This is a genomic window from Paenibacillus sp. MDV22-iso6 (genome assembly GCF_058408365.1).
This window is the reverse complement of the sequence record NZ_JBZVDZ010000002.1, coordinates 391,716-412,954: the sequence shown is the minus strand read 5'-3', so window position 1 is coordinate 412,954 and position 21,239 is coordinate 391,716. Positions and strand designations below refer to the sequence as shown.

At 49.0% G+C, this 21,239-nt stretch carries 22 protein-coding genes and 1 pseudogene; 1 reads left to right on the top strand and 22 read right to left on the bottom strand.

What is annotated here, in order from left to right; all coding sequences use genetic code 11:
- Positions 1–115: 115 nt before the first annotated feature.
- From AC4PM4_RS08090 to AC4PM4_RS07990, 21 genes and pseudogenes are all read right to left on the bottom strand, one after another.
- The gene (locus AC4PM4_RS08090; RefSeq protein WP_090953378.1) at positions 116–1,768 is read right to left on the bottom strand and encodes an ABC transporter substrate-binding protein; all 1,653 of its coding nucleotides are present in this window, start codon (positions 1,766–1,768) and stop codon (positions 116–118) included.
- 820 nt (positions 1,769–2,588) lie between these two features.
- A complete protein-coding gene (locus tag AC4PM4_RS08085) occupies positions 2,589–3,536 on the bottom strand; it encodes a glycoside hydrolase family 25 protein (protein ID WP_491613308.1) in 948 nt (315 codons plus the stop codon).
- Positions 3,537–3,668: 132 nt separating this feature from the next.
- Positions 3,669–4,166, bottom strand: a complete 498-nt coding sequence (locus AC4PM4_RS08080) for a phage holin family protein (protein WP_491613307.1) — start codon at positions 4,164–4,166, stop codon at positions 3,669–3,671.
- 59 nt (positions 4,167–4,225) lie between these two features.
- Positions 4,226–4,594 (bottom strand): annotated as a pseudogene (locus AC4PM4_RS08075) (IS30 family transposase); the annotation flags it as partial.
- A 308-nt stretch (positions 4,595–4,902) separates the two neighbouring features.
- Positions 4,903–5,373, bottom strand: a complete 471-nt coding sequence (locus AC4PM4_RS08070; protein ID WP_491613306.1) for a hypothetical protein — start codon at positions 5,371–5,373, stop codon at positions 4,903–4,905.
- Positions 5,373–6,005, bottom strand: coding sequence for a hypothetical protein (locus AC4PM4_RS08065; protein WP_491613305.1), 633 nt, complete (start codon positions 6,003–6,005; stop codon positions 5,373–5,375). Before AC4PM4_RS08065 ends, AC4PM4_RS08070 begins: the two co-directional genes overlap by 1 nt.
- Positions 6,006–6,662 (bottom strand): pyocin knob domain-containing protein, encoded by a 657-nt coding sequence (locus AC4PM4_RS08060; protein ID WP_491613304.1) that lies wholly within the window; start codon positions 6,660–6,662, stop codon positions 6,006–6,008.
- Entirely contained in the window at positions 6,662–7,252 is a 591-nt protein-coding gene (locus AC4PM4_RS08055; RefSeq protein WP_491613303.1) for a YmfQ family protein, read from the bottom strand. Before AC4PM4_RS08055 ends, AC4PM4_RS08060 begins: the two co-directional genes overlap by 1 nt.
- 137 nt (positions 7,253–7,389) lie before the next feature.
- A complete protein-coding gene (locus AC4PM4_RS08050) occupies positions 7,390–8,529 on the bottom strand; it encodes a baseplate J/gp47 family protein (protein WP_491613302.1) in 1,140 nt (379 codons plus the stop codon).
- Positions 8,530–8,533: 4 nt separating this feature from the next.
- Positions 8,534–8,989 carry a DUF2634 domain-containing protein gene (locus AC4PM4_RS08045; protein WP_491613300.1) on the bottom strand — a complete coding sequence of 152 codons (456 nt, stop codon included), beginning with the start codon at positions 8,987–8,989 and terminating at the stop codon, positions 8,534–8,536.
- A complete protein-coding gene (locus AC4PM4_RS08040; protein ID WP_491613299.1) occupies positions 8,982–9,392 on the bottom strand; it encodes a hypothetical protein in 411 nt (136 codons plus the stop codon). Before AC4PM4_RS08040 ends, AC4PM4_RS08045 begins: the two co-directional genes overlap by 8 nt.
- Positions 9,385–10,371, bottom strand: coding sequence for an XkdQ/YqbQ family protein (locus AC4PM4_RS08035; RefSeq protein WP_090953066.1), 987 nt, complete (start codon positions 10,369–10,371; stop codon positions 9,385–9,387). The genes AC4PM4_RS08040 and AC4PM4_RS08035 overlap by 8 nt, the downstream gene beginning before the upstream one ends.
- On the bottom strand, positions 10,368–10,997 hold the full coding sequence (locus AC4PM4_RS08030) for a LysM peptidoglycan-binding domain-containing protein (protein WP_491613414.1): 630 nt from the start codon (positions 10,995–10,997) through the stop codon (positions 10,368–10,370). Before AC4PM4_RS08030 ends, AC4PM4_RS08035 begins: the two co-directional genes overlap by 4 nt.
- Positions 10,998–11,051: 54 nt before the next feature.
- Positions 11,052–12,926, bottom strand: coding sequence for a hypothetical protein (locus AC4PM4_RS08025; protein WP_491613298.1), 1,875 nt, complete (start codon positions 12,924–12,926; stop codon positions 11,052–11,054).
- A gap of 25 nt (positions 12,927–12,951) precedes the next feature.
- Entirely contained in the window at positions 12,952–13,074 is a 123-nt protein-coding gene (locus tag AC4PM4_RS08020; protein ID WP_491613426.1) for a hypothetical protein, read from the bottom strand.
- A 35-nt stretch (positions 13,075–13,109) separates the two neighbouring features.
- Positions 13,110–13,544 (bottom strand): phage tail assembly chaperone, encoded by a 435-nt coding sequence (locus AC4PM4_RS08015; RefSeq protein WP_053783415.1) that lies wholly within the window; start codon positions 13,542–13,544, stop codon positions 13,110–13,112.
- Between the two features lie 182 nt (positions 13,545–13,726).
- Complete coding sequence (locus AC4PM4_RS08010; protein WP_491613297.1) at positions 13,727–14,134, bottom strand: phage tail tube protein; 408 nt, start codon at positions 14,132–14,134, stop codon at positions 13,727–13,729.
- Between the two features lie 243 nt (positions 14,135–14,377).
- Complete coding sequence (locus AC4PM4_RS08005; RefSeq protein ID WP_491613296.1) at positions 14,378–15,841, bottom strand: phage tail sheath family protein; 1,464 nt, start codon at positions 15,839–15,841, stop codon at positions 14,378–14,380.
- On the bottom strand, positions 15,841–16,029 hold the full coding sequence (locus tag AC4PM4_RS08000) for a YqzN/YkzM domain-containing protein (protein ID WP_491613295.1): 189 nt from the start codon (positions 16,027–16,029) through the stop codon (positions 15,841–15,843). The genes AC4PM4_RS08005 and AC4PM4_RS08000 overlap by 1 nt, the downstream gene beginning before the upstream one ends.
- A 193-nt stretch (positions 16,030–16,222) precedes the next feature.
- On the bottom strand, positions 16,223–17,251 hold the full coding sequence (locus tag AC4PM4_RS07995) for a hypothetical protein (RefSeq protein WP_491613294.1): 1,029 nt from the start codon (positions 17,249–17,251) through the stop codon (positions 16,223–16,225).
- A 211-nt stretch (positions 17,252–17,462) separates the two neighbouring features.
- A complete protein-coding gene (locus tag AC4PM4_RS07990) occupies positions 17,463–19,316 on the bottom strand; it encodes a DUF4127 family protein (RefSeq protein ID WP_491613293.1) in 1,854 nt (617 codons plus the stop codon).
- A gap of 353 nt (positions 19,317–19,669) precedes the next feature.
- Here AC4PM4_RS07990 and AC4PM4_RS07985 point away from each other — a divergent pair, with 353 nt between their 5' ends.
- Positions 19,670–20,152 (top strand): hypothetical protein, encoded by a 483-nt coding sequence (locus tag AC4PM4_RS07985; protein WP_063564555.1) that lies wholly within the window; start codon positions 19,670–19,672, stop codon positions 20,150–20,152.
- A 55-nt stretch (positions 20,153–20,207) separates the two neighbouring features.
- Here the strand turns inward: AC4PM4_RS07985 and AC4PM4_RS07980 are convergent, their stop codons facing one another.
- Positions 20,208–21,224, bottom strand: coding sequence for a hypothetical protein (locus tag AC4PM4_RS07980; protein ID WP_491613292.1), 1,017 nt, complete (start codon positions 21,222–21,224; stop codon positions 20,208–20,210).
- Between the last annotated feature and the right edge of the window lie 15 nt (positions 21,225–21,239).

The window sequence follows — 21,239 nt, the reverse complement described above, 5'->3', positions numbered from 1 at the left end:
AGACATGCATGCTTTAGATCGTTACATCCTGATGTGGGTTCTGCCAAGCATTGCGTGTACGCCAGCGCTTTAAACTAATGGATCGTGATAATACTAAGTTCAGCTCGTATATAAGTTATTCAAAGTAGGCATTGGCATAGGATTCCGTGCCCAATGGGGACGGCACGAAATCTTTCAGGTTCGCTTTACCTGCCAGAATAGGAGTGGTGTGCACAAGTGGAATCCATGGAGCATCTTCCTTAATAATCACTTGCGCTTGCTTGTACAGTTCCGCACGTTTGTCCTGATCCGTTTCTTTCTGCGCACTCGTCAGCAACGTATGCAATTCTTCGTTTACGTAGAAACTGCGGTTGTTGCCCGGGATTGCATCCTTATCGAGCAGCGTGTACAGGAAGTTATCCGGGTCACCGTTATCACCGGTCCAGCCAAGCATGTAAATGTCGTCTTTCTCCCCAGCTTTGGCATCATCCAAGTACGTCGCCCACTCCGGTGATTCGATGTTGACGGTCACTCCGACTTTCTCAAAATCGGCCTGGATCGCTTCGGCAACCTTCTTGCCGTCAGGCATATACGGCCGGGATACTGGCATGGCATAGAATGTTACCGGGTCAGGCAATCCGTCAGGGTAGCCGGCTTCGGCAAGTAATGCTTTTGCTTTTTCCAGATCATAAGCATAGTCCTCAATACTATCGTTATACCCCCACAGCGTTGGCGGCATCGGGTTTACCGCTGGTTGCGCTTGTCCGGCAAAGAAAGCATCGATAATGCCCTGTTTGTTTACCGCGTGGTTGAGGGCTTGTCTTACTTTCACGTTATCAAACGGTTTTTTCTTAAAGTTAAAACCAATGTATGACACGTTAAATGGTGGACGCTCGATTTTTTGCAGCTCGCTATTTCCCTCAAGAATGGACAGATCATCCGGGTTCAGATCCTCCATGATATCAATCTCGCCGTTTTGCAGCGCATTGAAGCGTGCCGTGTTATCCGGAATCGAACGCACGATCACTTTGTTCAGCTTCGGCAGTCCGTCTTTCCAATAATTCGGATTCTTCTCCAGGGTGATGGAGTCGTTTCGCTTCCACTCTTTGAATACAAATGGGCCTGTGCCTACTGGCTCGCTCTTGAAATTTTGCTTTTTCTCCTGAATCGCAGTTGGACTTGCAATGCCAAATGGCGTCATCGCTATGTTTTGCAGGAAAGGCGCTTGTGGCTGGTTCAGTGTGAACTCGACCGTTGTCTCGTCAATCGCCTTTACTTCCTTGATCACACGTCCATCTTCCGGACCAAACATGGAATCATAATAGTCGAAGGAATCTCCCTCGAATTTATATTCACTGGCCGGATCACTCCATCGGTTGAAGTTGAACACCACAGCGTCTGCGTTGAAGTCGGTACCATCGTGGAATTTCACGCCGGACTTCAGCTTGAAGTCATACTTGAGTCCATCCGCCGAAATCTCCCAGCTCTCAGCCAGTCCAGGAACAACCTCGGTTCCACCTTCCTTGTAGTCCAGCAATGAGTCGAATACCTGATGTCCAATCTTCAACGACTCTCCATCCGTAACGATTGCCGGGTCCAGTGCCACGGAATCTCCGCCGCGTCCCATAATCATCGTATCCTGTGCTGCCACTTCTGCGGGAGGCTCGCTACCTTCCGCCGGAGCGGGGGAATTGCCTGTACCCTCGTTGCTGGCGCTGGAGCAGCCTGACAGAATCAACACTGTGCTCATGGCCATTGCCATGACCCCGGATAACCACTTTTTTCTCATTCGCATACGTACAACACCCTTCCCTGTCTCATAATGTGTGTGATACTGGCGTGAAAAAACTCCAATGATTACAATCGATCGGTTTGGTGCTTTGTATCATATGAAAGGCTTTAAATGCCTTTTATACCTGGGATAGATGTTTAGATAAGTTAAGGAGTATATATGAAATGTAAAAACGGATGTAACCGTACACATTTTGTAAGTTTTTTCGGATGATGTGACGAGTTGTAAATGCCTGTGGTTGTTGCGTAATAATTGAACTTAGGTCAATAAGCAACAGTAGAAGGGTACGGACTTGGTGGCGGCCAACAAGGCTGATTTAGAGAGAATGGTGGCGTTGTTTGGTATGGAGTTTGGCTTAATGTTTGACTTAGAGTTAAACGTCAAGGCTAAAATGTAATGGCTTAAAATCCAATGGTGGCAATTAGCTGTAACAGAAAGTTGGTAAACAGAACATTTTAGTGGTTTCTCAAGCAGGTTGGATTGGATTGTTTCAAAACGTTGTGAAATTGATCTAGAGATGTTGGATTTTACAACAGGGAGACATTACAATAACTTTTGATGTTAAAGTCTTGTCATGATGAGGAGGATTGTGTAAATAAACAGTGGTGAAAATCGATTTCGTGTAACTAACTTTACATCACATTCATCAAATAGACAAGAGATTTACGGACATAAGTCTTCAACTTTATTATATATGTTAATATCATTTACATAAAACACAAAAAAGGAACACTATTCGACAAAAAGCGTCGTGTGTCCCTTGTTGTGTTCCCTCTTTTAAAACCAGGTCCAACTTATATTTTTATGTTAGGTCAGCTTATTTTTTGAATAAACCTCTGCGGTACATGACCGTGATAAAACGGTAAAAATCATAACTCGCCCCACTATCGATGCTGAACAACGGATTTTTGGTGTCATATGCCAGCGCTGCGTCAACGGCAGCTTTTGCCCAGACTGGAACTTCCATCTGCTGGCGTGCCTGCAGTTTATCGACCTGGGATTTCAGCGCATCAAACGCTGCTTTCTCTTCGGCTGTCATCGGTTCGCCCCCTTTCGGTGGTTCGGTTGGATTCGTGGGATTTGTAGGATTGGTTGGTTCAGATGGCTCTGGCGGCTTTGGTGCTGCTGTTGCATATTTTGCTTTCAATTCCGCTGCCGATCCTTGGAACTCGTTCATATCCACGTTGCCGCTGATCCCGTTCACCTTGCCCGAGTCCGTATACTGCCAGAACGTCCAACGTTTCCAGGCCGGCTGGTCTTCTGGTACACGTGTGTTGCTGTAACGCGCAATCCATAGATCGTATGAGTTCATCGAAGGTTCAAAATTGCTGGCAAATGAATTGCCTGTGTATATGATCGGTTTCACACCCGTGAGACGTTGCAATTCCGTTAAAAAAGCCTTGGCTACCGTGTTGATCTGAGCTTTGCTCAGGTTACCCGGATTGTTTTCGTAGTCCATGACAGGAGGTAATTGCAGCGCCTTGGCGCCTCCTACTTTTTGCAGAGTCGTGGCATAATGCGCCGCTTCAGCCTTCGCACCATCGGTAGTCGTTGCGCGAAAAAAGTGGTACGTTCCGACCAGCATGCCTGCCGCCAGTGCGCCGGTTACATTGGTTTGAAAATTTGGATCGGTATACGTCTGCCCTTCGGTCGCCTTGATGAACACAAATGTCATGCCGCTTGCCTTCACTTTGGCCCAGTCAATATTGCCTTGGTAACGGGAGACGTCAATGCCCTGCGTATTGCCCGAGCTTCTCGTTTGCATGTTTCTCACACCCTTTATGCGGCAAATTGCCGTTTGTATATAGTTAATGCTTGGGGGTCAGGGGTTGCTTGTGTGCGTGTCCTGATGTGTTGAGTTATGTGTAGTTTTACGTGCTAGCACGCTATAGTCGCATTACTTCTTGTTATCTCCAGCCTGTGAATCTATGTCATCTGGATCTGCCTGTGAAAAAGTGTCTTTGGCACTCGGGGAGAAGTTACTGGGGAGTTCCCCGGTTCCTCCCTTGCCCTTGAGTACTTCAATAGCCTGCCGGATCGCAGGCGGGATCGGTGCGCCCAATTTGCCCCCATTTTCAATGATAGACAACAACTCATTCGCGATATAAAAAAAGGCGACCGCATCCCTGAACAAATGTCCGTCTCCCAGAACACCGTCCACCAGATGAGCCACCGATACCATTGCAAATATAAATACCTTTCGGGCGATGCCGAACATACCGATATTACTTTCGAGCTTGCCACTCGCCCCCGCAGCCGCGATGCCGGTTAGGTAATCGAGGATGACGAAAACTAGTAAGACACCGAGCACGCCTGACCAGCCACCGAAGAAGTAGGTTGCTGAACTGGTTAGGAGGGCAATCCCCGATTTCCATAGGGTGTCCCATCGTTCCATGGTTTTCACCTCCTTTGGTTTTTAAATATGACGGTTTGTCAAGTCAAGTGCGACCGTTCCTATGTGAAAGATTCGTGAGCAGTCTTCCAACCTAAGCATTTTCTTGGCCTTTGATTGATTAAATTAAGGGAGCGGGCTAAGTCTTCATCTTCTACTTGAGCGAAATCGATACCCTTGGGATGGAACTCCCGAAGTAACCCATTCCCATTTTCGTTGGAACCACGTTGCCAGGATGAGTACGAGTCAGCAAACTCCTTTCCTCGGTCAGCTGTGGCTGTTATAAAGGTTCCCTTGGGGTACTGTGAGATGGCTACACCTAGCGCGATCTCCATGGACAATGCGGTACGATCTGGCATGATATACAGACGAGTTTTACGTTCAATGAGTGTGGCCACGCAGCCTTTACTTTTCCAACGTCCCGATACGACGTCAACCCGGAGAAGATCATAAACGTCAGCATACGGCCTGCCATCAATGATCCTCTGGGCTAAGACATCCCCAATGCCCGGCATAGACTTTAAAGCCCCGAAACTGGCGTTATTATATTTACCCCTGAAACGCCACTACCGCTCTGTGTCCAACATTTATGTATATAGTACGTTTTCAGGTACGCCGCCATACACATGCGCCATGAGACTTGCGGAAAACGTTAATGCAAGTATGACGTAAATGAGTATGCGGTATAAGTTACCCCGGTTCAAAAACGTCACACCCTTTCCCCTGCTATCTCTCTATATCAACCAAATGCTTCCCAGGTAACAACATCCCCTGCATTTCCACCTGAACCCCCATTAACAGGCAACAAAAACGCTCCGTTAGATACTGCTGCATTGGAACTTGTGCCTACGTTGATTGTTTCAAGTTCGTACACTTTGAAAATAGCCATCGTTCCACCGTCTACATTATTCAAAGTGCATAGGTTGTAATTGTTGTTGGTTGCCGATGGAGGGTTGTTTCTGCTGTTGTAATCATAAAACACACCCATCATAGTAGTTGCGTTTGAAGTCCTCACTACAATTTTTTTGGGTCTGAAGGACAACCCGGTAACATAGATGTATCTATAAGATTGCGTTACGCCCCCGCTATCCCTCAGAAAATTACGTGCCGTTGAGGTTATTGTATATGAACCGGATTCGTATTTTACCGTCCCATCAAGAAGCCCACCCAACCCGTAATTGCCAAGTGAATAATTATCAAGTTTCGGCATTAGGTCACCACCGTCCATCCGGTTATTATAGCTGAACAACCCGCGCCATAAGCTTTAATCTCTTTTCCTGCGGGTAGAATCTGATCAATGTCGGGTATGATGATTGTTTCATACGGATTAAAGTTTTTAACGAATACCGAATAACTTCCGAGATATATTCCGCAGTTAACTTCCGATGCTGTTTTGTTTGTGACCACAATCGTTTTTACTAGCCTGATGCTTGTTGAAGTTGGCGTAATCACCGAGTAAGCAGTTGTTTCGTTTGCGTTTGCGAGCCTTATTGCAGGGACATACAATCCGCTGTTTGTATCGCATTCGATCCCGCTCAAATGGAAACTTGCGAGAAAAAAACTATAACTCGTCGCAGTAATTAATTCCCCGGCGTTCATAATCAAGTCAAGATCCCTGATAATCAATGAATCATATCCCTTTATTGTCTTTTGGTTCATGAAGATGACGCCTGCAATGTTAATAGTGAGAGTTATGTCACTGTTAGTAGCGTTAGAAATAATCAATGACTTCAGAATGATTTTTTTACCTGTGGGAGCTTGGTACAAAGTTTCGGTTCCTGGCGATGATGTACTTCCCGTAGGCGTACTAATCTGCGTCAATAGTTTTATGACATCAGCCATCTAAATCCCCCCCCATGCGTTTTGTTTTTGTGATATCAGTACCCACGCAGACCAGTTGGTCGTGTTCCCGAGCCTTGAAAAAGTACGTCCGCTCCCATTATAATCGGTGGCCCTTTGTACATAGTTGCTTGATGACATCGCTAAAACCTCCACGATATAACTGCTTGATTCTGGTCTGTTTGCAATTGTTTCACCAGCAAAATAAATTCCTGTTTTAACTAATTGGTTCAGAGTTGTAATAGGGCCGCCAGTAAGTGACTGCGCGTATCCTGTGTCCTCTGTCAGCTTGTGTTTCTGCCACGGCCTATTATTGACGTAAGTCTGAGCATTGACGTTAGCTTGCGGAAGTATAACTTCCACGGAGTGGACTTGTGCTGCCGTAACAGCCGCCTGCCTTGCATCACTCACTGCCTTTGCAGTCGCCGCAAGCGTTTGGCTCTGGCTAGTCGTCTCATTCGTCAACTTAACCTTACCTTTTTGAGTGAGAGAAGCATCAGGGATGTCCATCTCGCTCATCATTTGGCGTAATGCTTCCACTTCATCACGTGTCGCGACTCCTGCATCAATCTTTTCAAAAATCCCGTTAATACTCTCCCGGGTTACGTTCTCATTCCCCAAGGGCAGAGGCAATTTTAGTCGATCCGTTTCTTGTGGCATTACGCCCACACCTCCAGTTCATTCCACGTCAGGGACGCGGCGTCCAGTTCATCCCAGGTCATCTGTTTGTTGTCCAAATCGTCCCAGATCAGATAGCGATACTCATATTCCACGGCCATGTGGGCCGGTTTCAATTCATCAATCGCGCGTTTGAGATCGTCAATATTTGGCGGAATGCCCATCGTGTCCACAAAGCTCACCGTAAAGCTCCACGCTTCCGGTTGAAACGTTACATCCATCTTGCCTCCAGCGTACGCCTCAGCCACATTCTCAATCAATTTTCCCGAAAACTTCCCGGCACCCCGCAGCTTGGACTCCACCACGGCACGCCGCTGCTCCACAGGTTTGAGACGATCCGTCTCAATGCCAAGCTCCTGCTCCCAGAAATCCAGGCCCCACGTTGCCGTACGGACAAAAAACTGCTCCAACGTCTCATCTAACGCCTGATACAGCAGATCCATCTCGGTGCCTTTGGCCTGCATATCCGCCTGCATGACACGTGAAGTCTCATAATACCTTGGCAAATATGAGAACAGCTCCCGCCCTTTCTCACTCGTCAGTCCAACATCTACAATAGAAGGAGCACTCATGCCCTGTCCCCTCCCTTCCTTTCACATCAACATGAAGCGTCTCGCTCACCAGCTCTAACCCGGATCGGCGTATTTCTCCCAATCTTTCTTGGTCTCGGCACTCCCCTATTACTTCCTCATCCACCATCTGCCCAACACTACTCATGTACATCCACCGTCCCCAGCACAGCGACCTGACTCGCGGTCATCTCAATATTCTGGTCGCTTACACCGTTCACGGTCAGCTCCGAATAGTCGATAATCGGCGGAATGTCGAGTAGGATCGCTGCAATTCGGGTATAGCGCACAAGTGGATCGGCAAAAGCCAACTGCTTCAAATACGCAGTCACCCCGCGCTCAATCAACACCCTTACATCTGCCAGTGTGGCATCACTTGCCAGTGTCAGCTTCACCTGAATGTTCATCGGCACTTCCTCTGCCGGCATCACGGTCACCACCGGGCCAGCGGGTGCAACGCCTTCACCCTGTCCATCCTGCGTTGGGTCCACGTATTTCTGGACAGCCGCCACGAGATCGTTACCCGCAGCACGCTTGTCCGTGTCCAGCAGATACAATCCTACCGTACCCGGCCCCTGCCACAACGGAATAACACGCGTTGCACCAACTCCCGGCACTTCACTGGCCCATTGCACATACTGTGCCTTGTTGCCACTTGTCCCTTGGTTGCGGACTTTGGCATAAAAGCGCTCCAGAAGCGCCGTATCTGCCTCGATATCCGCACCGCCCTTGATAACATCCATGTTCACCACAGATGTAACGCCACTCACGGGTGTAGACAGCACGGTCACGGTGCCCGCAGGCACATTACTTTCTTTTCCGGCAACGAGCGCCCGCACGCCAACACTACCGAGACCATCTTCCCCCAGCTCCACACGACCAACGGTTTCATATTCGAGCGAAGCCTCACCGGAGATTTCATCTGCCAACGTAGCCACAACCGTACCCGCAGGAATCACCTTGCCCGGCGTACCCGCAAATTTAACCGAACCTTGTGCCGCTACCGCAGCTCGTCTCGTAAGCCCATGCTCTCCCGCCCGCAGATCCAGCTCTTCCGAACGAAAATTCGGATCACTGCTCGCCGCAGTACTCGCAAACCCACGCCGCAGTAATTCCTGCGCCCACAATGCAGCCTCAGACAGCATAAAAGCTACCGGAGCCTCCGCATCCCACAGGAACGAACCCTCCGACTTGTCCAGATCCGCGGGCAGACGATCCAGCATGCGCTGCATAATCTGTTCCTCCGTCTGGTCCTCCAAATAACGCGAAATCTCAGCCATCCCGTCAGATCACCTCACTTTCCAGAATAAACATCTCTTCCTGCACACTCCCCACCCGGCACAAGAACATGCACTGCTCCCGATTCCAATCAAACGTAAACTGGTCCACCGAATCCGTGCGTGGATCAGCCAGCAGCGTCTCCGTTACCATCCGGGTGATCTCACTTTCCATCACACCCCGACTGTCCCCCTGACCCACCAACTCATCCAGCTCCGATCCATAGTTTCGGGAGTAGATCACATGTCTGTACCGCGGCGTTTTCACGGCCTTAATGCACCATTGCACCCAGGCTTCATGCGCACCCGCCGCAGCAACTTTGCCACTTGGAGTCAGCACAAAATCCCCCGCATCGTAATCGAATCGCCAGCTCCGTCCAAACCGCACCTCTTCCGAAGCCGCCCCCGACAGATCCTCCTCATCTCCCCATACCACACCCGTTTCTGGGAATAAACTAGGCATTCGAACTCACCACCTTACACAGCACCACAATGTCGTTACCGCCATTCACCCGCATCGCCAGCACACGGTCACCGGCTTTCAAGCCTTTCCTCAGAGACCACACCGCTTCTTCCACTTCCCCTTTTTGCAAAAGAAACCTTCCCGTGCCCGTCGTTCCGCCGTTCGCCACGTCAGGTATCCCGGAGATTGCGCCAGCAGCCTCGCGCTCCGGCAGTCCAAGCGTGCCCGGCAGCTCGGCCACGAGATAATCCTGCACTTCGTGCTTGAAATCATCCAGCTTCACACCTGATGAAGTCATCGTACCCAGTACTGCTCCCAGACCGCTCACGGCCTGACGAGTATGGGTACTCATCGCACCCCGCATGACCTCGGCAAAATGCCCATACGGATCATCTTTATTCAAGGTAAAACCTCCTTTTCACCAGCTCGGCTGTCCCCAGTTCCAATGTCATTGTTCCAGGTCCGGCAGACAGATCACGGCTGACCGACATGACGATCAGTTTCAGCCCTTTGAGCAGCACCGCGTCTCCGGCACGAATCGTATTCACATCCGGTGCGGTTACGGTAAAGGTCTCCTGAATACCCGTCAGACGGCTTTTCGCCAACTTCTTGGCCGCAGTCGCTGTTTTCACCTGATCGTCCTCTATCAGCTTTTGCAGTGTGCCCAGTTCGGCTACACCATCCTGCTCAATCGCGAGCACTTTGGAAGGAACTTCTTTGCCACTGCTGGACTCCGAGGCCGCCATCACTTTAACTCTGGTGACCGCGCCTTCGAGCGTACGCATCTGGGTCAGATCAATCAGCCGATCCAACTCATGCACTTTCGCATTGCTGCCCACCTTGAACAGCTGCAGCCCGCCGGGCGTCATCCGCGGATGATACATATCTCCACCAGACTTCACCGTTTCCTTCAGATCGGCAAACATCATCGAAAAAATCGTCTGCGACCGATACACCGCTTTGCTCAGCTTCGTTTTGGTATCCGATAGAGCGGCGTATGGGATTTTCCATTCCTTAGCATACGTTTTGAGTCGCTGCGTGGCAGTCTGGTCTTTCGGCAGCAAGAACTCATCCTCTGATTTTTCCAGATAAATCATCCGGTCGTAGACGGTCAGGGACAGTCGCTTGGTACCGCTGTTGGAGCTTTCCACTTCCCAGATGACCGCAGGATGCAGCAAGTGAACCATTGATTTTTCACCAAAAGGAATCCCGCTGATCCGCACCGCCATACCCGGTGAGATCGCAGGCAGACCCGAAGAAGCAGACACCGTCAACCGGATGTTGGCCTGATACGCAATCTGGTCGAGCGAGTCCTTCAGCGTAATCGTCTCCACCAATTTGGTGATGTCATATTTGTCGTCCACAATGACCTTGTAGGTCATGGCATCACCAGCTTTTGTCCGGGCTTGATCCGGTTCGGATCACTGCCGATGGTCTTCACATTGAGCTTATAAATCTCGTTCCATTTGGAACTGCTGCCCAGCTCAAGCTTTGCTATTTTGGACAGGGAATCGCCAGATTTGACGGTGTAGGTCTTGCTGCTCGTTTTCAGATCAGTACGGGAACCAGACTTGCTCGCAGATGTAGCCGCGCCAACCTTCTCCACTTTGGAATCCCGCCACGTTCGCAGCGTAATGTCAAAGCAAATATCCCCGCTCTCACCGCCCCGAAAGGTCGTATTGTGCGAGATCAGATACACCGGCACGTTCACCCCCGTGTTGGTAATGATGAAGCGCAGCGGCTTTTTCGATACAAGAAACGTATTTAGCATATTCATCGCTACACGCGGATCAGGCAAAGGCTCGTACATGCAATAGGACGCATCATATTCTTTGGGAAAAAAAGAAGAGAAGGTGATCTCCTTCACCTTCTCTCCCTGCGCAAAATCAAACTCGCCATATTCCAGCATATTAATCGTTTCGTATCCCTTGGATCGGGAGATCGTCAGTTCTTCCGGTTTCACCGGGAATTGAAACTTCGTTTTCCCATCGATCAGGGTAAATTCCATTTTGATACCTTCCACGTTATCTTTAAATACAGTCATGACAGGCCTCCTTTCTGCTTAGGCCATAATCGTTTTTCGATTTTCCATCGCACGGCGCACTTCGCCTGCAAATCTCATTCCAACCTGATGTGAGATGGCATCGTAGTCGATAGCATTCTCCCGGACAGTCACCTGCACAGCTCCTTGTGGTACGTTTACGGAGATCTGGTTGGTCGTCTCAGTTTTGAAATCCTTCAGGTAACCGGACAGACTACTCATCTGGTCTTCGGATATTTGTACTGTCATCGTGGACGATTTGCCATTAGCATTCGTTTGAGCTCCGTTACCTAGACCCATGGCTTGTGTCTGCATCACGCTTGTTCCCATAAAACCAGCAGATGTAGACTGGCCGACCTTATTGTTCATATATGCTGCTGGACCCGTCATTGTCAGTGCCGGTGGAATATAGGCAGGTGGCATCTGAGGACCTGTTACTATTTGCGACGTTGAAGCCACCGTTGCCGCGGATGCGGTCTTGTCCTCCTTCTCCGAGCCAAAACCGAAGAAACTGGATATGCCATCGGTGATGTTTTTCGTTTTCTCAGAGACGTAATCCGCTGCACCCGACAATGCATTACCCACACCCTCGGTAGCGTTGGACATAAACTTCCCAATATCCTTAGCATTATCGCCGATCCAGCCGCCTGCTGCACTGCCAGCCCAACCGCCTACTGCACCACCAACCCATGTTCCTATCCCAGGCAAAAGAACACTACCGATAGCGCTACCAATCGCTGTACCTGCTGTGCCGCCAATCATTGAGCCTACAGCTCGGCCCCGCTCCTCGGGAGGTGCAGTTGCAACATTCGCTACATCAGCGAGCATGCTGATTGGCCCAAGTAATTTCCCGGCCCCCTTAGCAAGCCCTCCGCTCAGTTTGCCGAACATGCCATTGCCTGAGAAGAGCTTGGACATTGATGAAGTAGAGGGTTGATTAGCGCTAAGGCCCAGTCGATTCGGATTCATTTTTTGATCAAAATCAATTCTGAGCTTTTTTGATTCTGCTGGAGAGATGTTGGTGATGATTTTTTTTGTGGGATCGGAAGCTGGTGATGCTACAGTTCCACTTGCACGTTCTTGATAGGATCTGGAACCGCTCTTGTAAGAACCTTTTTTACTACTTTCAGAAGTTGCAACACTTTTAGCTCTGCCGCCACCTAATTTTTTTGCTTTGCTACCTTTCACTCCACCTCTTGAGAGTCTTCCCACCAAACTTCCACTAGAACAGCAGCAGCATTGGGAGCCAGAGCTTGCAGTTCCGTCTAATTTTGATTTTTTACCTTTAAATAGGTTTCCTACGAACTTTATTCCTTCACTAGTATTCTTAACTGCATCAGCTAAATGATTAAATTTTTCAGCTCCATCAACAATACTCTGAAACCAACCCTTGTCTTCTTCAGCTTTTGCTGTTCCCGCCCCAGAAATATTGGTTGTGATCCCCAGCTTAGCAGTATTCTCCTGCACTTTAATCGCCAAATCCTGATTAGACATAGTGAGCTTCGCCAGTTCTCCATTCGTTGTTGTCAGTGTACTAGGTAGTTCCCCTATGGATAATTCAACCTTCTGCTGAACCATCACAGAAAAATCCCCCGAAGCCCTAACCATCTGGTTCCTGAAGCTATTCAGTTTCACTAGTGCGCGATCCAGTGCCGGACTAAGTTGGTCATCCAATCCAATTTTGGGCGTAATCCTTAGCCTGCTGATTCGCACAGCCGTACTATAAATGCTTTCCAGTCTACGCCCGGTTGTTCTAAGCTCATTATTCACTTTAATCAAACTCTGATAGCGAACTCTGCCCAGTCGTTCCGTAGAACGCTGTATCTGATCCAGATATTGGATGGTCGTTCGCATTTCCGCGTTTGATTTGGACAAGCCCACAATCATTTCTGCCATTTCTTTCACCCCCTGTCCAATCTAGTTATCGATTCAATTGCGAGGTGATCGCTGCCATTTCCTCTTCCGAGAAAGCAATCAACAGTGAGCGCTCCCCGCGCGGCAAAGACCAGAATTCTCCGGGCCGGAGATGATGACGAACCCACATGTGATATAAGAACGTGGTCATCCCGCCGGAGTGAATCAGTTTTTTAGGTCTTCAATCTCCACACCGAAACCTGACAGCTCAAGTACCTTGTCGCCAACGGCATCCAGCTCACCCGCGAGTAACATGCGGCGAACCGCTTGTTCCCCACCGGACAGCTTCATGCGACCCGTGATGCGGTTGTCTCCCCAGCCTGACAGTTCGAGTCCACGTACATTCATTTTCACAGTAGCTTCGGAAATCAGCAGCGCGTTAAATGTTTCTGTATCCACCTTTTCCTCAGTACGGCCTTTAACTGTTTTGCGAATGGTACAGCGTTCGCGAATCTGATCCACTTTGGAGGAAGTCAATCCACGCAGAGTCAGCAACAGATCCAAACGTTGAATGCGTACATTCTCTTCCGGCAAACGTTCTGCTGCTTCAAACAACTGATCCAAAATTTGTTCTTCAGACATATTCTCATTCATACTCATGGGGTGCGATCTCCTTCTCATTTCACAATTGGGTTAACACATCTACATATTCAGGGACAACAAAGAGACCGAGAATTTCTCGGCCTGCCTGTGTATCCCACTTCTGTTAAGCCTCGTTGCTGTATGCCTGATTAAACAAGCTTGGTTACGAGGTCTTTCCGAAGTTCGAAGTCATTCCATCTTTAATTCGCTACAATCGGGTTCAACAATTCAAATCCTTCAAATGTAAAACTTGTTTCCTCCGGTACTTCCTCACCCCCAGTCCAGTTGGCGAGCTGGATTTTGTCCACCATGCAACCTTTCAGCAAAACACTCTCATGACCGTATGATTCTGGATCGTCTACCTTCGAGATAATTTGGAACTTGGTGAAGCCCCGCTGGATCATATCCGAAGTTACTTTGTAACCTGTCATGGTACCTGTTCCTTTTTTCGCACCATTCTTGTGTACTTTCCAGTCGTTGCCGACCAGATTCAGCTCACGCTTCTCAATTTCAACGCTGGCCTCCAGCTTATTAATATTCGTCTGCCACACACCATCGATATGCAGCTGACCATGGGTACCGAGAATGACTCTTGACGCATCCAACATGACAATTCCTCCTTGAAATGGTTGGCTGATCATTGTTACACGGTATAACTCCGCGGGCAGAACAATCTTCCGATCGCTGTTATCCCCAGATTTTATTGATCCTCTTTTCAAAAGGGAAAATCCGGAGATAAAGGCGAGCACTTTGTTTCTCCAGATTTTTTCTGCCCTCTACGTTATCGTGTAAAACACCAGCTCAAATAATTTTAGTCAATCTAATAACCGATCTTCTCTCCTACACAAACCTTATTGCACGTAAAACGTTCCAAACAACTGCTCCATCACATCCGTCAGCTTCACATTCCATTGTAGGAATACCTGATCCGCCTCTGGCTTGAGAATTGGTGCAGCACCATAATACGCCGGGTCGAGAACGACATCGTATCCCTCAGCTTCAATGACATTACTCTGTGCGAGCAGCGCCAGATAGGCTTTCATCGCACCGATCAGCGCCTGACGTCCTTCTTCCGTATTGTTTACTTTGCCGATATAAGTATCTTCAGCCGAACGCTGCAAATCCGTGTTAATCGCATCCATCACGCGAATCGAACGGATTTTTTTCCAGGCATTATTCTGTCCTGCAGCAGGGGTCACGAGTGTATTCACTCCGCGAAGCGCCTTCACCTGACGTCCATCATGGAAGAAAATAAATACACCATTCTGAACCGCCTGCTCCTGTTCTGCTCGCGTCCAGCGACGCGTCACGTCATCGAACGGAGATGGTGCATATGTGGTGGATTCATTCAGACGTTGTCCGGCAATCAGACCCGCAACATAAGCAGACGTTTCCGCCGAGCTGTAGAACGCATCTCCCAGACGCACACCCGTACCAACATTAATCGCACCCTCATGATTCAACGTAAGTGAACGTGCTGCTGCCTTCTGTGCTGCAGTCGCAGAGGTGTCGTCTGCCGTAGTACCACCGAATACAGCCATCACGGGTTTACCCTCATTGCGCACACGTTTCACCCAAGCTGCAAAGCTCGCCAGCAAAGGCGCATCCGCCGCATGATCCAATGCCAATACGTCAAATTGCTCGCCTTCCAGCGCGCCCTGCACGGCAATATACTCCGCATTGGTCAGTCCATCGTTGCCACTTGCACCACCTTTGAACGCCGCTCCCGCAACGGTTGCAACAACACCTGTACCCTCGCCAATCGCCTGCGCGTTAATCCAAATGTTGCTTTCATCCGCGTTGATCTCTTTTGCCAGCGACGCTGCCGAAATATCCGCAGTCAGCAGTGCATATAGCATCCGGTTGCCTTCAAACAAGCGCACTTCATGCTTCGTATTATCAATTACACCCGGTTGAATGGTGACGTAGAACCCGTTACCCCGGTCACCCGGATACTTGGCGTCCAGTTGCAGAACGGCTGTATCACTGCTGTCTTTCAGCGTAAGCGTGGCTGCTTTCGCCGTCTCTCCGGCTACCCGATAAGCGAGCAGCTTTTTCGGTCCACCCAACAGAGCGAGCTTCAAGGATGTATAAGCTGTTCCATTATCCTGGGCATGCGCCGAGAAAATACGCTCAATTGCAGCTTCACTGCCGACTTCTACAAAAGTGCCCACCGGACCCCAGTTGGCCTTGATCGGCACAACAACCGTTCCGCGATTACCAGCCTGAATAGCCGAAGACGCTGCCGCCTGAAAATTCATATATAAGCCCGGAAGTACCGGACGATTCGTTTGCTCCCAAGTTCCGCCTGCCATTATCCCTTCACCTTCGCTTTCATAAATTGGTTGATGCGTTCCTTCGCTTCCGCAATGGAAAACGTCTCTTGCGCTACTTCGTACAGCGCACCATACAGCACCTCTGCCTTAACGGCAAAGAGGGCTTCGGCATGATTCATCAGCTCGGCCCGCGTGTATTGCGGGGCAGTCTGTTTATTTTTTTTCACTGAGCTTGCCATGGCCATCTCACCTCATTGTTTGACTACTGAATTCGTTGAACCTGATCTTTGCACCATAATTTTGACCTATGAATTTTTGTCCCTATGAACCTACGAAACTATGAACCTATGAATTTGAAGCTAAAGTATGATATTGAATTTCTCATCTGGAACCCCATCTAGAGTCCCTCTCGACTAGCGCTTACTCTATCCCTTTGCTATGGTGAATCTCACGGATTAATGGCACATCCGTACCCGGACGGCGAATACGCTGCTGCAACGTCAGACGAATCTGCCCGTTCAAGTAAGCGTCTGCCTGCAAGTCGGCAGAAACTTCATCCACCGTCACATATCGCGTACCGTCTGTATCCGTCAAAGCAATACGGGGTTGCACAGCCAGTTGTTCAACCAGATGTGTTGCAGTTTGACGGACATCTACCACATTCGTAGCCAGTACATGCCCAATCCACTGCTTACGAATCTCCAGCGCAGAAGTCCCTGCGGTGGTTGTGCTGCATCCCGTCAATCGCCACAGTATGGACTTGGTCGTATAACCTCCAGGCCAGACATCCCCATATACGGACCATTCCTGTCCGAGCTGAATTCGTGTCCAGCCCTGAAGTGCAGCCATCCACGAATCTGTGGTTTCAGCCTGAGCATATTCCACCGTTTCCGGAACATACACCCCAAATCGCAGGCTGCGCGTAACCAGTCCAGAACTGGCATCCACACGATCACAATCTGAAGAACCCAGATAAATACAGGTAAATGCCCCGCCTTCTTCATCCTCCAGCCTGACCTGATGCAGTCCTTCCATCAGCGCTGCTGACCATACTTCTACTTGTTCAGCACCTCCATCTTCGGGGCGTGCATATGGAGAGATTTTGATGACTCTCCTATATCCCGCCCAAGCAGACTTCGGTACTTCTTCTGCAAAAGCAATCACGGCACAGGGTCCGGCTAACACCTCTCCCGGTGTAGGAATATCCTGTACTCGGCCATTCCATGCCGGGACAAGAGCCTCCAGCTTCTGCTTCAGCGTTCGCCTGATGACGTTGCTCACTTGCCCTGTGCTGGCGGTGCTGTTTAACCCACTACTCATAGACACATTCATTTCGCCCCCTTCAGCTGCAAGTCTGCGATCTGCCCACATTGTGCAGCGACAATGTGCAGCAGTGAATTCCCCCTTTAACTCAGCCTCTGCGTATCTACCGACACCAAAGCTGGACACCAATCACCGCAACAAAAAGATCGGCCCCTTGTGGCCGATCTTTACATTAGCGTATGTGCTTTCGGTGTGTGTCCTTTGCTATTGATCCGATAATACAATCTTACACCCTTTCATCCCTAGCGCGGATGGTGATTCGTACGACTTCGGTGCGAATAAGGGTGTATCCGGGGTGGAAAAAAGACGACTCAGCGCGTCTCATACCGTTAACACCTTATTTCAGCGTAACCTTCGGATTCAACGTGATCTCAAACGCACGTCCCCAGATGAAATCGGGGTTCGCATAATCCAGCAGTGCACTGCAATACTCCGCATAAGCTGCTTCGCCATTACAAATTTGCTTTATCGCTACGTTCCCTTGAGCAAATGCTGTTTTGTTCGCCAGTGCCGTGGTGTGGGTCTGCATCAGATCCCTGAGTAAAGTCTGCAAATGAGCATAATCTGCTTCTGAGTTAAACAACACCATATTCTGATCCGCAAGGGTTGCCACATTGGTATACAGCGCATGCGCTCTGGAATACGTGCGGATATCTGCAATCGCTACTGCTTTATAGTAGTAATCTTTCAGGAAACGTTTGAACAACAATGAACCATGTGCATTCATGGCATCTCGCAACGTATGGGCATGTGTTTCGGTTGTAATCAGAGCATAACGGGATTGTCCCATACCCACAGCCATACCGATTTTGTTCCCCGGCGTATTCCAGGCACTGTACCCCAGGACCCGACCCGTATACGGACTGTTCAGGAGTGCTTCGGCTACATCGACGTTGGCTGGACCTTTTCCTACAAAATCAATCAGCACCGAAGGAAGACCCTTCTCACTATTACTCGTCAATTGCGCCACAGCCGCTTGCACCTGATCCAGCGCCGTAATAGCAATAATCTCAATGTCCACCGATTTATTACCCGGTTTGCCTGGATGACGGTTCGTCATGCGATCCAGCTCAGAAGCCATATCAAACGAAGAAGCTTCATCAACAGATGTAGCATTCGTTAATTCATTTCCATTTTCCATATCGGGAGTTGTATCCGTTACCACATCAGGCTGTGGATAAGCGGAATCCGCTACAACCACACCACCAACAATATCCACATGACGCACCACATTCTCGTGCACATTCATATATTCATAGGCATTGATAATCGTGGAACCATGCGGGCCAAAATATTTCACTGCATAACGCGTCTTCTTCCCACCACGAAGCAATTGGTTAGCCATGCGGGCCAACAGAGCGTGACCCAGGCCATCCGCATCTGGAAGGATAATCACCCGATCGGGATTTTGTCCATCCGTCCCACCGAGCCATTCGTTGATCCGTGCTTCCACATAATTGATTTCGTTGATCTGAACGCCTTGCGTATTCGCATCGTCGACGCCTACGGCGAGGAAATCAATATATCCTTTGCGAGCAAGCTTATCCAGAATGTATAGATTCGTTTTGAATTTATGTTGTCTGGTGTTGTAGTACTGTTCTTTATTAAAATACGTCGTTTCCCCATATTCCGTAGACTCTGGAGAAAGGTTGTACCCGTTCACAATATCCTCGAATGCCGTAAAGGACTGGCGTGGCTGCTGCATCAGTGCACGTGACTCGTTGTAGGCATCCAATGCGAGACCATCTGCAAAAGAGGTGGTAGCGAGTCGCATAATGGTATCCATCACAAACACTGGTTTTCTTGGATATTTCCCTTTAATCGCTTTGATCACATCGAGCAAACGGGTAGTGTCCTGGTCGTAATCAGGATATGTTCCGCCTCCATCTTCACGAAACTGACGACTGCCGATCAGACCACCATAAGCCAGCATATCCGAAGAGATGATGAAGCCATCCACTTTAGCGGCATTTTTCAAAATGAAATCATGAATATTGGACGGTTTCGCATACGTAGGCGTAGACGTTCCAAGCAATGTGGTGCCTTCTACCGTTTTCTCGGAATCCAGACGATTTTGAATGTCACCCAGGTGCGGTGTAATGATATGGATACCGGCTGCTTTTCCTTGTACAACGACGTCATCCAGATTCGCTGGACGATCATCCAGTGGAACATACAATACTGTTTTCATATCCTAAAACCTCCTGTTAGATATATTCAGTCTTTCTTTAGTACCCGATCAGAGCAAGTGTGCAATCACCGCATAAAAAAACCGGCCCCTGGCCGGTCTGTACATTAGCGTATGTGCTTATCGGGATATGTCACTTGCTACTGATCCGATAATACAATCTTACATGTTTAAATCGGTCGCGCTGACGGTTGTCCGTATGGATTACGTCTATTTGTTGTCGCAATCATGGCGGTTAAACGTCGGTTTCTTGCAGAGATTTCCTCCAGATAACCCAACAAATCCATTCCTGATGCTGTTTATATGATAATAAGCAGCCTTTCAAACCTTATTTACGATAAAGGATGGATACGATCATGAAAAAAAAGCTCTGGTTCTATCTGTGGATCGCTATTACCAGTTACATGGCTGGCCCCGTTATGTACGCTTTGACAATGTACACCTTTTATCAGGAAACAGATATTCTAACTACTTCACTCATTGGATGGACCGCTGCAACATTCTCATCCGTTGGTATCCTGTTTATCCTGGTCACAGTCATTCTGCTTCGAGTGCTGCACATCTATTATTTCTGGCTGCAAACCCTGCTATTTGAGTTACTTTTCCTTCTGCTCGTCTATATGACCACTGTTCTTCTTGGGGCTGGCAATACAGGTCTGCCCTCGCTGTCCTTTCCATTTACGCCTGAAGGCATTCCCTTATGGATGTTCTGGGGAAGTATTGCACTTATGAGTTCCTGGGGAATATGGACAGCGCGTCAGCCCATACGAAAATCACCATACATGCTGGCATCCAGAGTCATTTTGATCCTGTTTATCCTTGAAATTTGGTCCCGTTAAAAAGATTAAAAGAAGCACAGCCATCTCAGGCTGTGCTCTCTTAAACGTATTTTGCTCACGCGATAATATAGCGGAAGTTTTCCCAGCTTTCCGGAACTGAATTTCCGTTTCTTGCATGATGGTAGAAGCTGAATGGAAATTTGAACACATGACCTCCATGCCAATCGCGGGAACGTCTGTCGGTGAGCCAGTATTCCAGTTCATGTGGAAGTGCAACAGAGCGTTCTGCACGAATCAATGGCAGACGATCAACTGGAGATTGCAGCGTTGGCATCTCCTGTTCGGCATCCACATCCCGGCTCAGTCGCAGCGCCTTGACCATCCTGAGAAAAGGCGGAATGCCTTTATGGAACAAAGCAGGGTAATCCAGTTCAAATAATATATTAAGCGCGTGCCCGTAGGTTAGCATGTGGCCGATCAGATCATGATGTGCTTCTGCCTGATAGATGGTACGAAATGCGCCAAGCTCATCCAGAATCAGCCGGGACAATTGTTCCGGGCGTTCTATATCAGGGAATCCGTCTGCCTCACTTAACTTCAAGCTGCGAATTTCTTTCACAGTTGTGTTTACCCAGGATCTACCTGGAATGGTTCGTTCAAAAGAATCAATAAGTTCAACCATCTGATCCATGTCATGCTCCGTGCCCCAACCATCCAGTTCACGAATGGCTTTTAGACTAAGGGCACCATAGATGGCCTGATGACCCACCCAGTGTAGCTCTCCGATGGTTCGATCCAGCGCTGCTGTAATACGCGCTTCGGCCTCTTCCCTTGGCAAAACCTCTCCATTCCGGGAGTTCAAGCCATCATTCAACCCGTGCTGGCGAAGCATGGCTTTTGCTTCAGCCGTAACACTGCCCGCCGCAAGGGCAGTGAGACGATTTTCCCTCACCCAAAAATAAGCCGCAATAGCTCCCGCCCCATAATGGGCGTGCCACAAATCTCCTGTACGCTCCCGACTGGACACAATAACAGCCAGCCCTTCTTCCAACAAACGTCGATCCAACATGCCACCACCCTTCATCGATGCGAACCCTGATACACGCACAACCAGCAACAGTTTTTTTAGCAAAACACTCTTTTTAAA

Excerpts from the sequence above, each read along its gene's own strand:
- AC4PM4_RS08080 (WP_491613307.1), bottom strand. The coding sequence starts at position 4,166 with ATGGAACGATGGGACACCCTATGGAAATCGGGGATTGCCCTCCTAACC.
- AC4PM4_RS08085 (WP_491613308.1), bottom strand. The coding sequence starts at position 3,536 with ATGCAAACGAGAAGCTCGGGCAATACGCAGGGCATTGACGTCTCCCGT.
- AC4PM4_RS08050 (WP_491613302.1), bottom strand. The coding sequence starts at position 8,529 with ATGGCTGAGATTTCGCGTTATTTGGAGGACCAGACGGAGGAACAGATT.
- AC4PM4_RS07990 (WP_491613293.1), bottom strand. The coding sequence starts at position 19,316 with ATGAAAACAGTATTGTATGTTCCACTGGATGATCGTCCAGCGAATCTG.
- AC4PM4_RS07985 (WP_063564555.1), top strand. The coding sequence starts at position 19,670 with ATGAAAAAAAAGCTCTGGTTCTATCTGTGGATCGCTATTACCAGTTAC.
- AC4PM4_RS08005 (WP_491613296.1), bottom strand. The coding sequence starts at position 15,841 with ATGGCAGGCGGAACTTGGGAGCAAACGAATCGTCCGGTACTTCCGGGC.
- AC4PM4_RS08090 (WP_090953378.1), bottom strand. The coding sequence starts at position 1,768 with ATGAGAAAAAAGTGGTTATCCGGGGTCATGGCAATGGCCATGAGCACA.
- AC4PM4_RS08035 (WP_090953066.1), bottom strand. The coding sequence starts at position 10,371 with ATGACCTACAAGGTCATTGTGGACGACAAATATGACATCACCAAATTG.
- AC4PM4_RS08025 (WP_491613298.1), bottom strand. The coding sequence starts at position 12,926 with ATGGCAGAAATGATTGTGGGCTTGTCCAAATCAAACGCGGAAATGCGA.
- AC4PM4_RS08070 (WP_491613306.1), bottom strand. The coding sequence starts at position 5,373 with ATGCCGAAACTTGATAATTATTCACTTGGCAATTACGGGTTGGGTGGG.
- AC4PM4_RS08055 (WP_491613303.1), bottom strand. The coding sequence starts at position 7,252 with ATGAGTGCTCCTTCTATTGTAGATGTTGGACTGACGAGTGAGAAAGGG.
- AC4PM4_RS08045 (WP_491613300.1), bottom strand. The coding sequence starts at position 8,989 with ATGCCTAGTTTATTCCCAGAAACGGGTGTGGTATGGGGAGATGAGGAG.
- AC4PM4_RS08015 (WP_053783415.1), bottom strand. The coding sequence starts at position 13,544 with ATGAGTATGAATGAGAATATGTCTGAAGAACAAATTTTGGATCAGTTG.
- AC4PM4_RS08060 (WP_491613304.1), bottom strand. The coding sequence starts at position 6,662 with ATGCCACAAGAAACGGATCGACTAAAATTGCCTCTGCCCTTGGGGAAT.
- AC4PM4_RS08010 (WP_491613297.1), bottom strand. The coding sequence starts at position 14,134 with ATGTTGGATGCGTCAAGAGTCATTCTCGGTACCCATGGTCAGCTGCAT.
- AC4PM4_RS08020 (WP_491613426.1), bottom strand. The coding sequence starts at position 13,074 with ATGTGGGTTCGTCATCATCTCCGGCCCGGAGAATTCTGGTCTTTGCCG.
- AC4PM4_RS08065 (WP_491613305.1), bottom strand. The coding sequence starts at position 6,005 with ATGGCTGATGTCATAAAACTATTGACGCAGATTAGTACGCCTACGGGA.
- AC4PM4_RS08030 (WP_491613414.1), bottom strand. The coding sequence starts at position 10,997 with ATGGAATTTACCCTGATCGATGGGAAAACGAAGTTTCAATTCCCGGTG.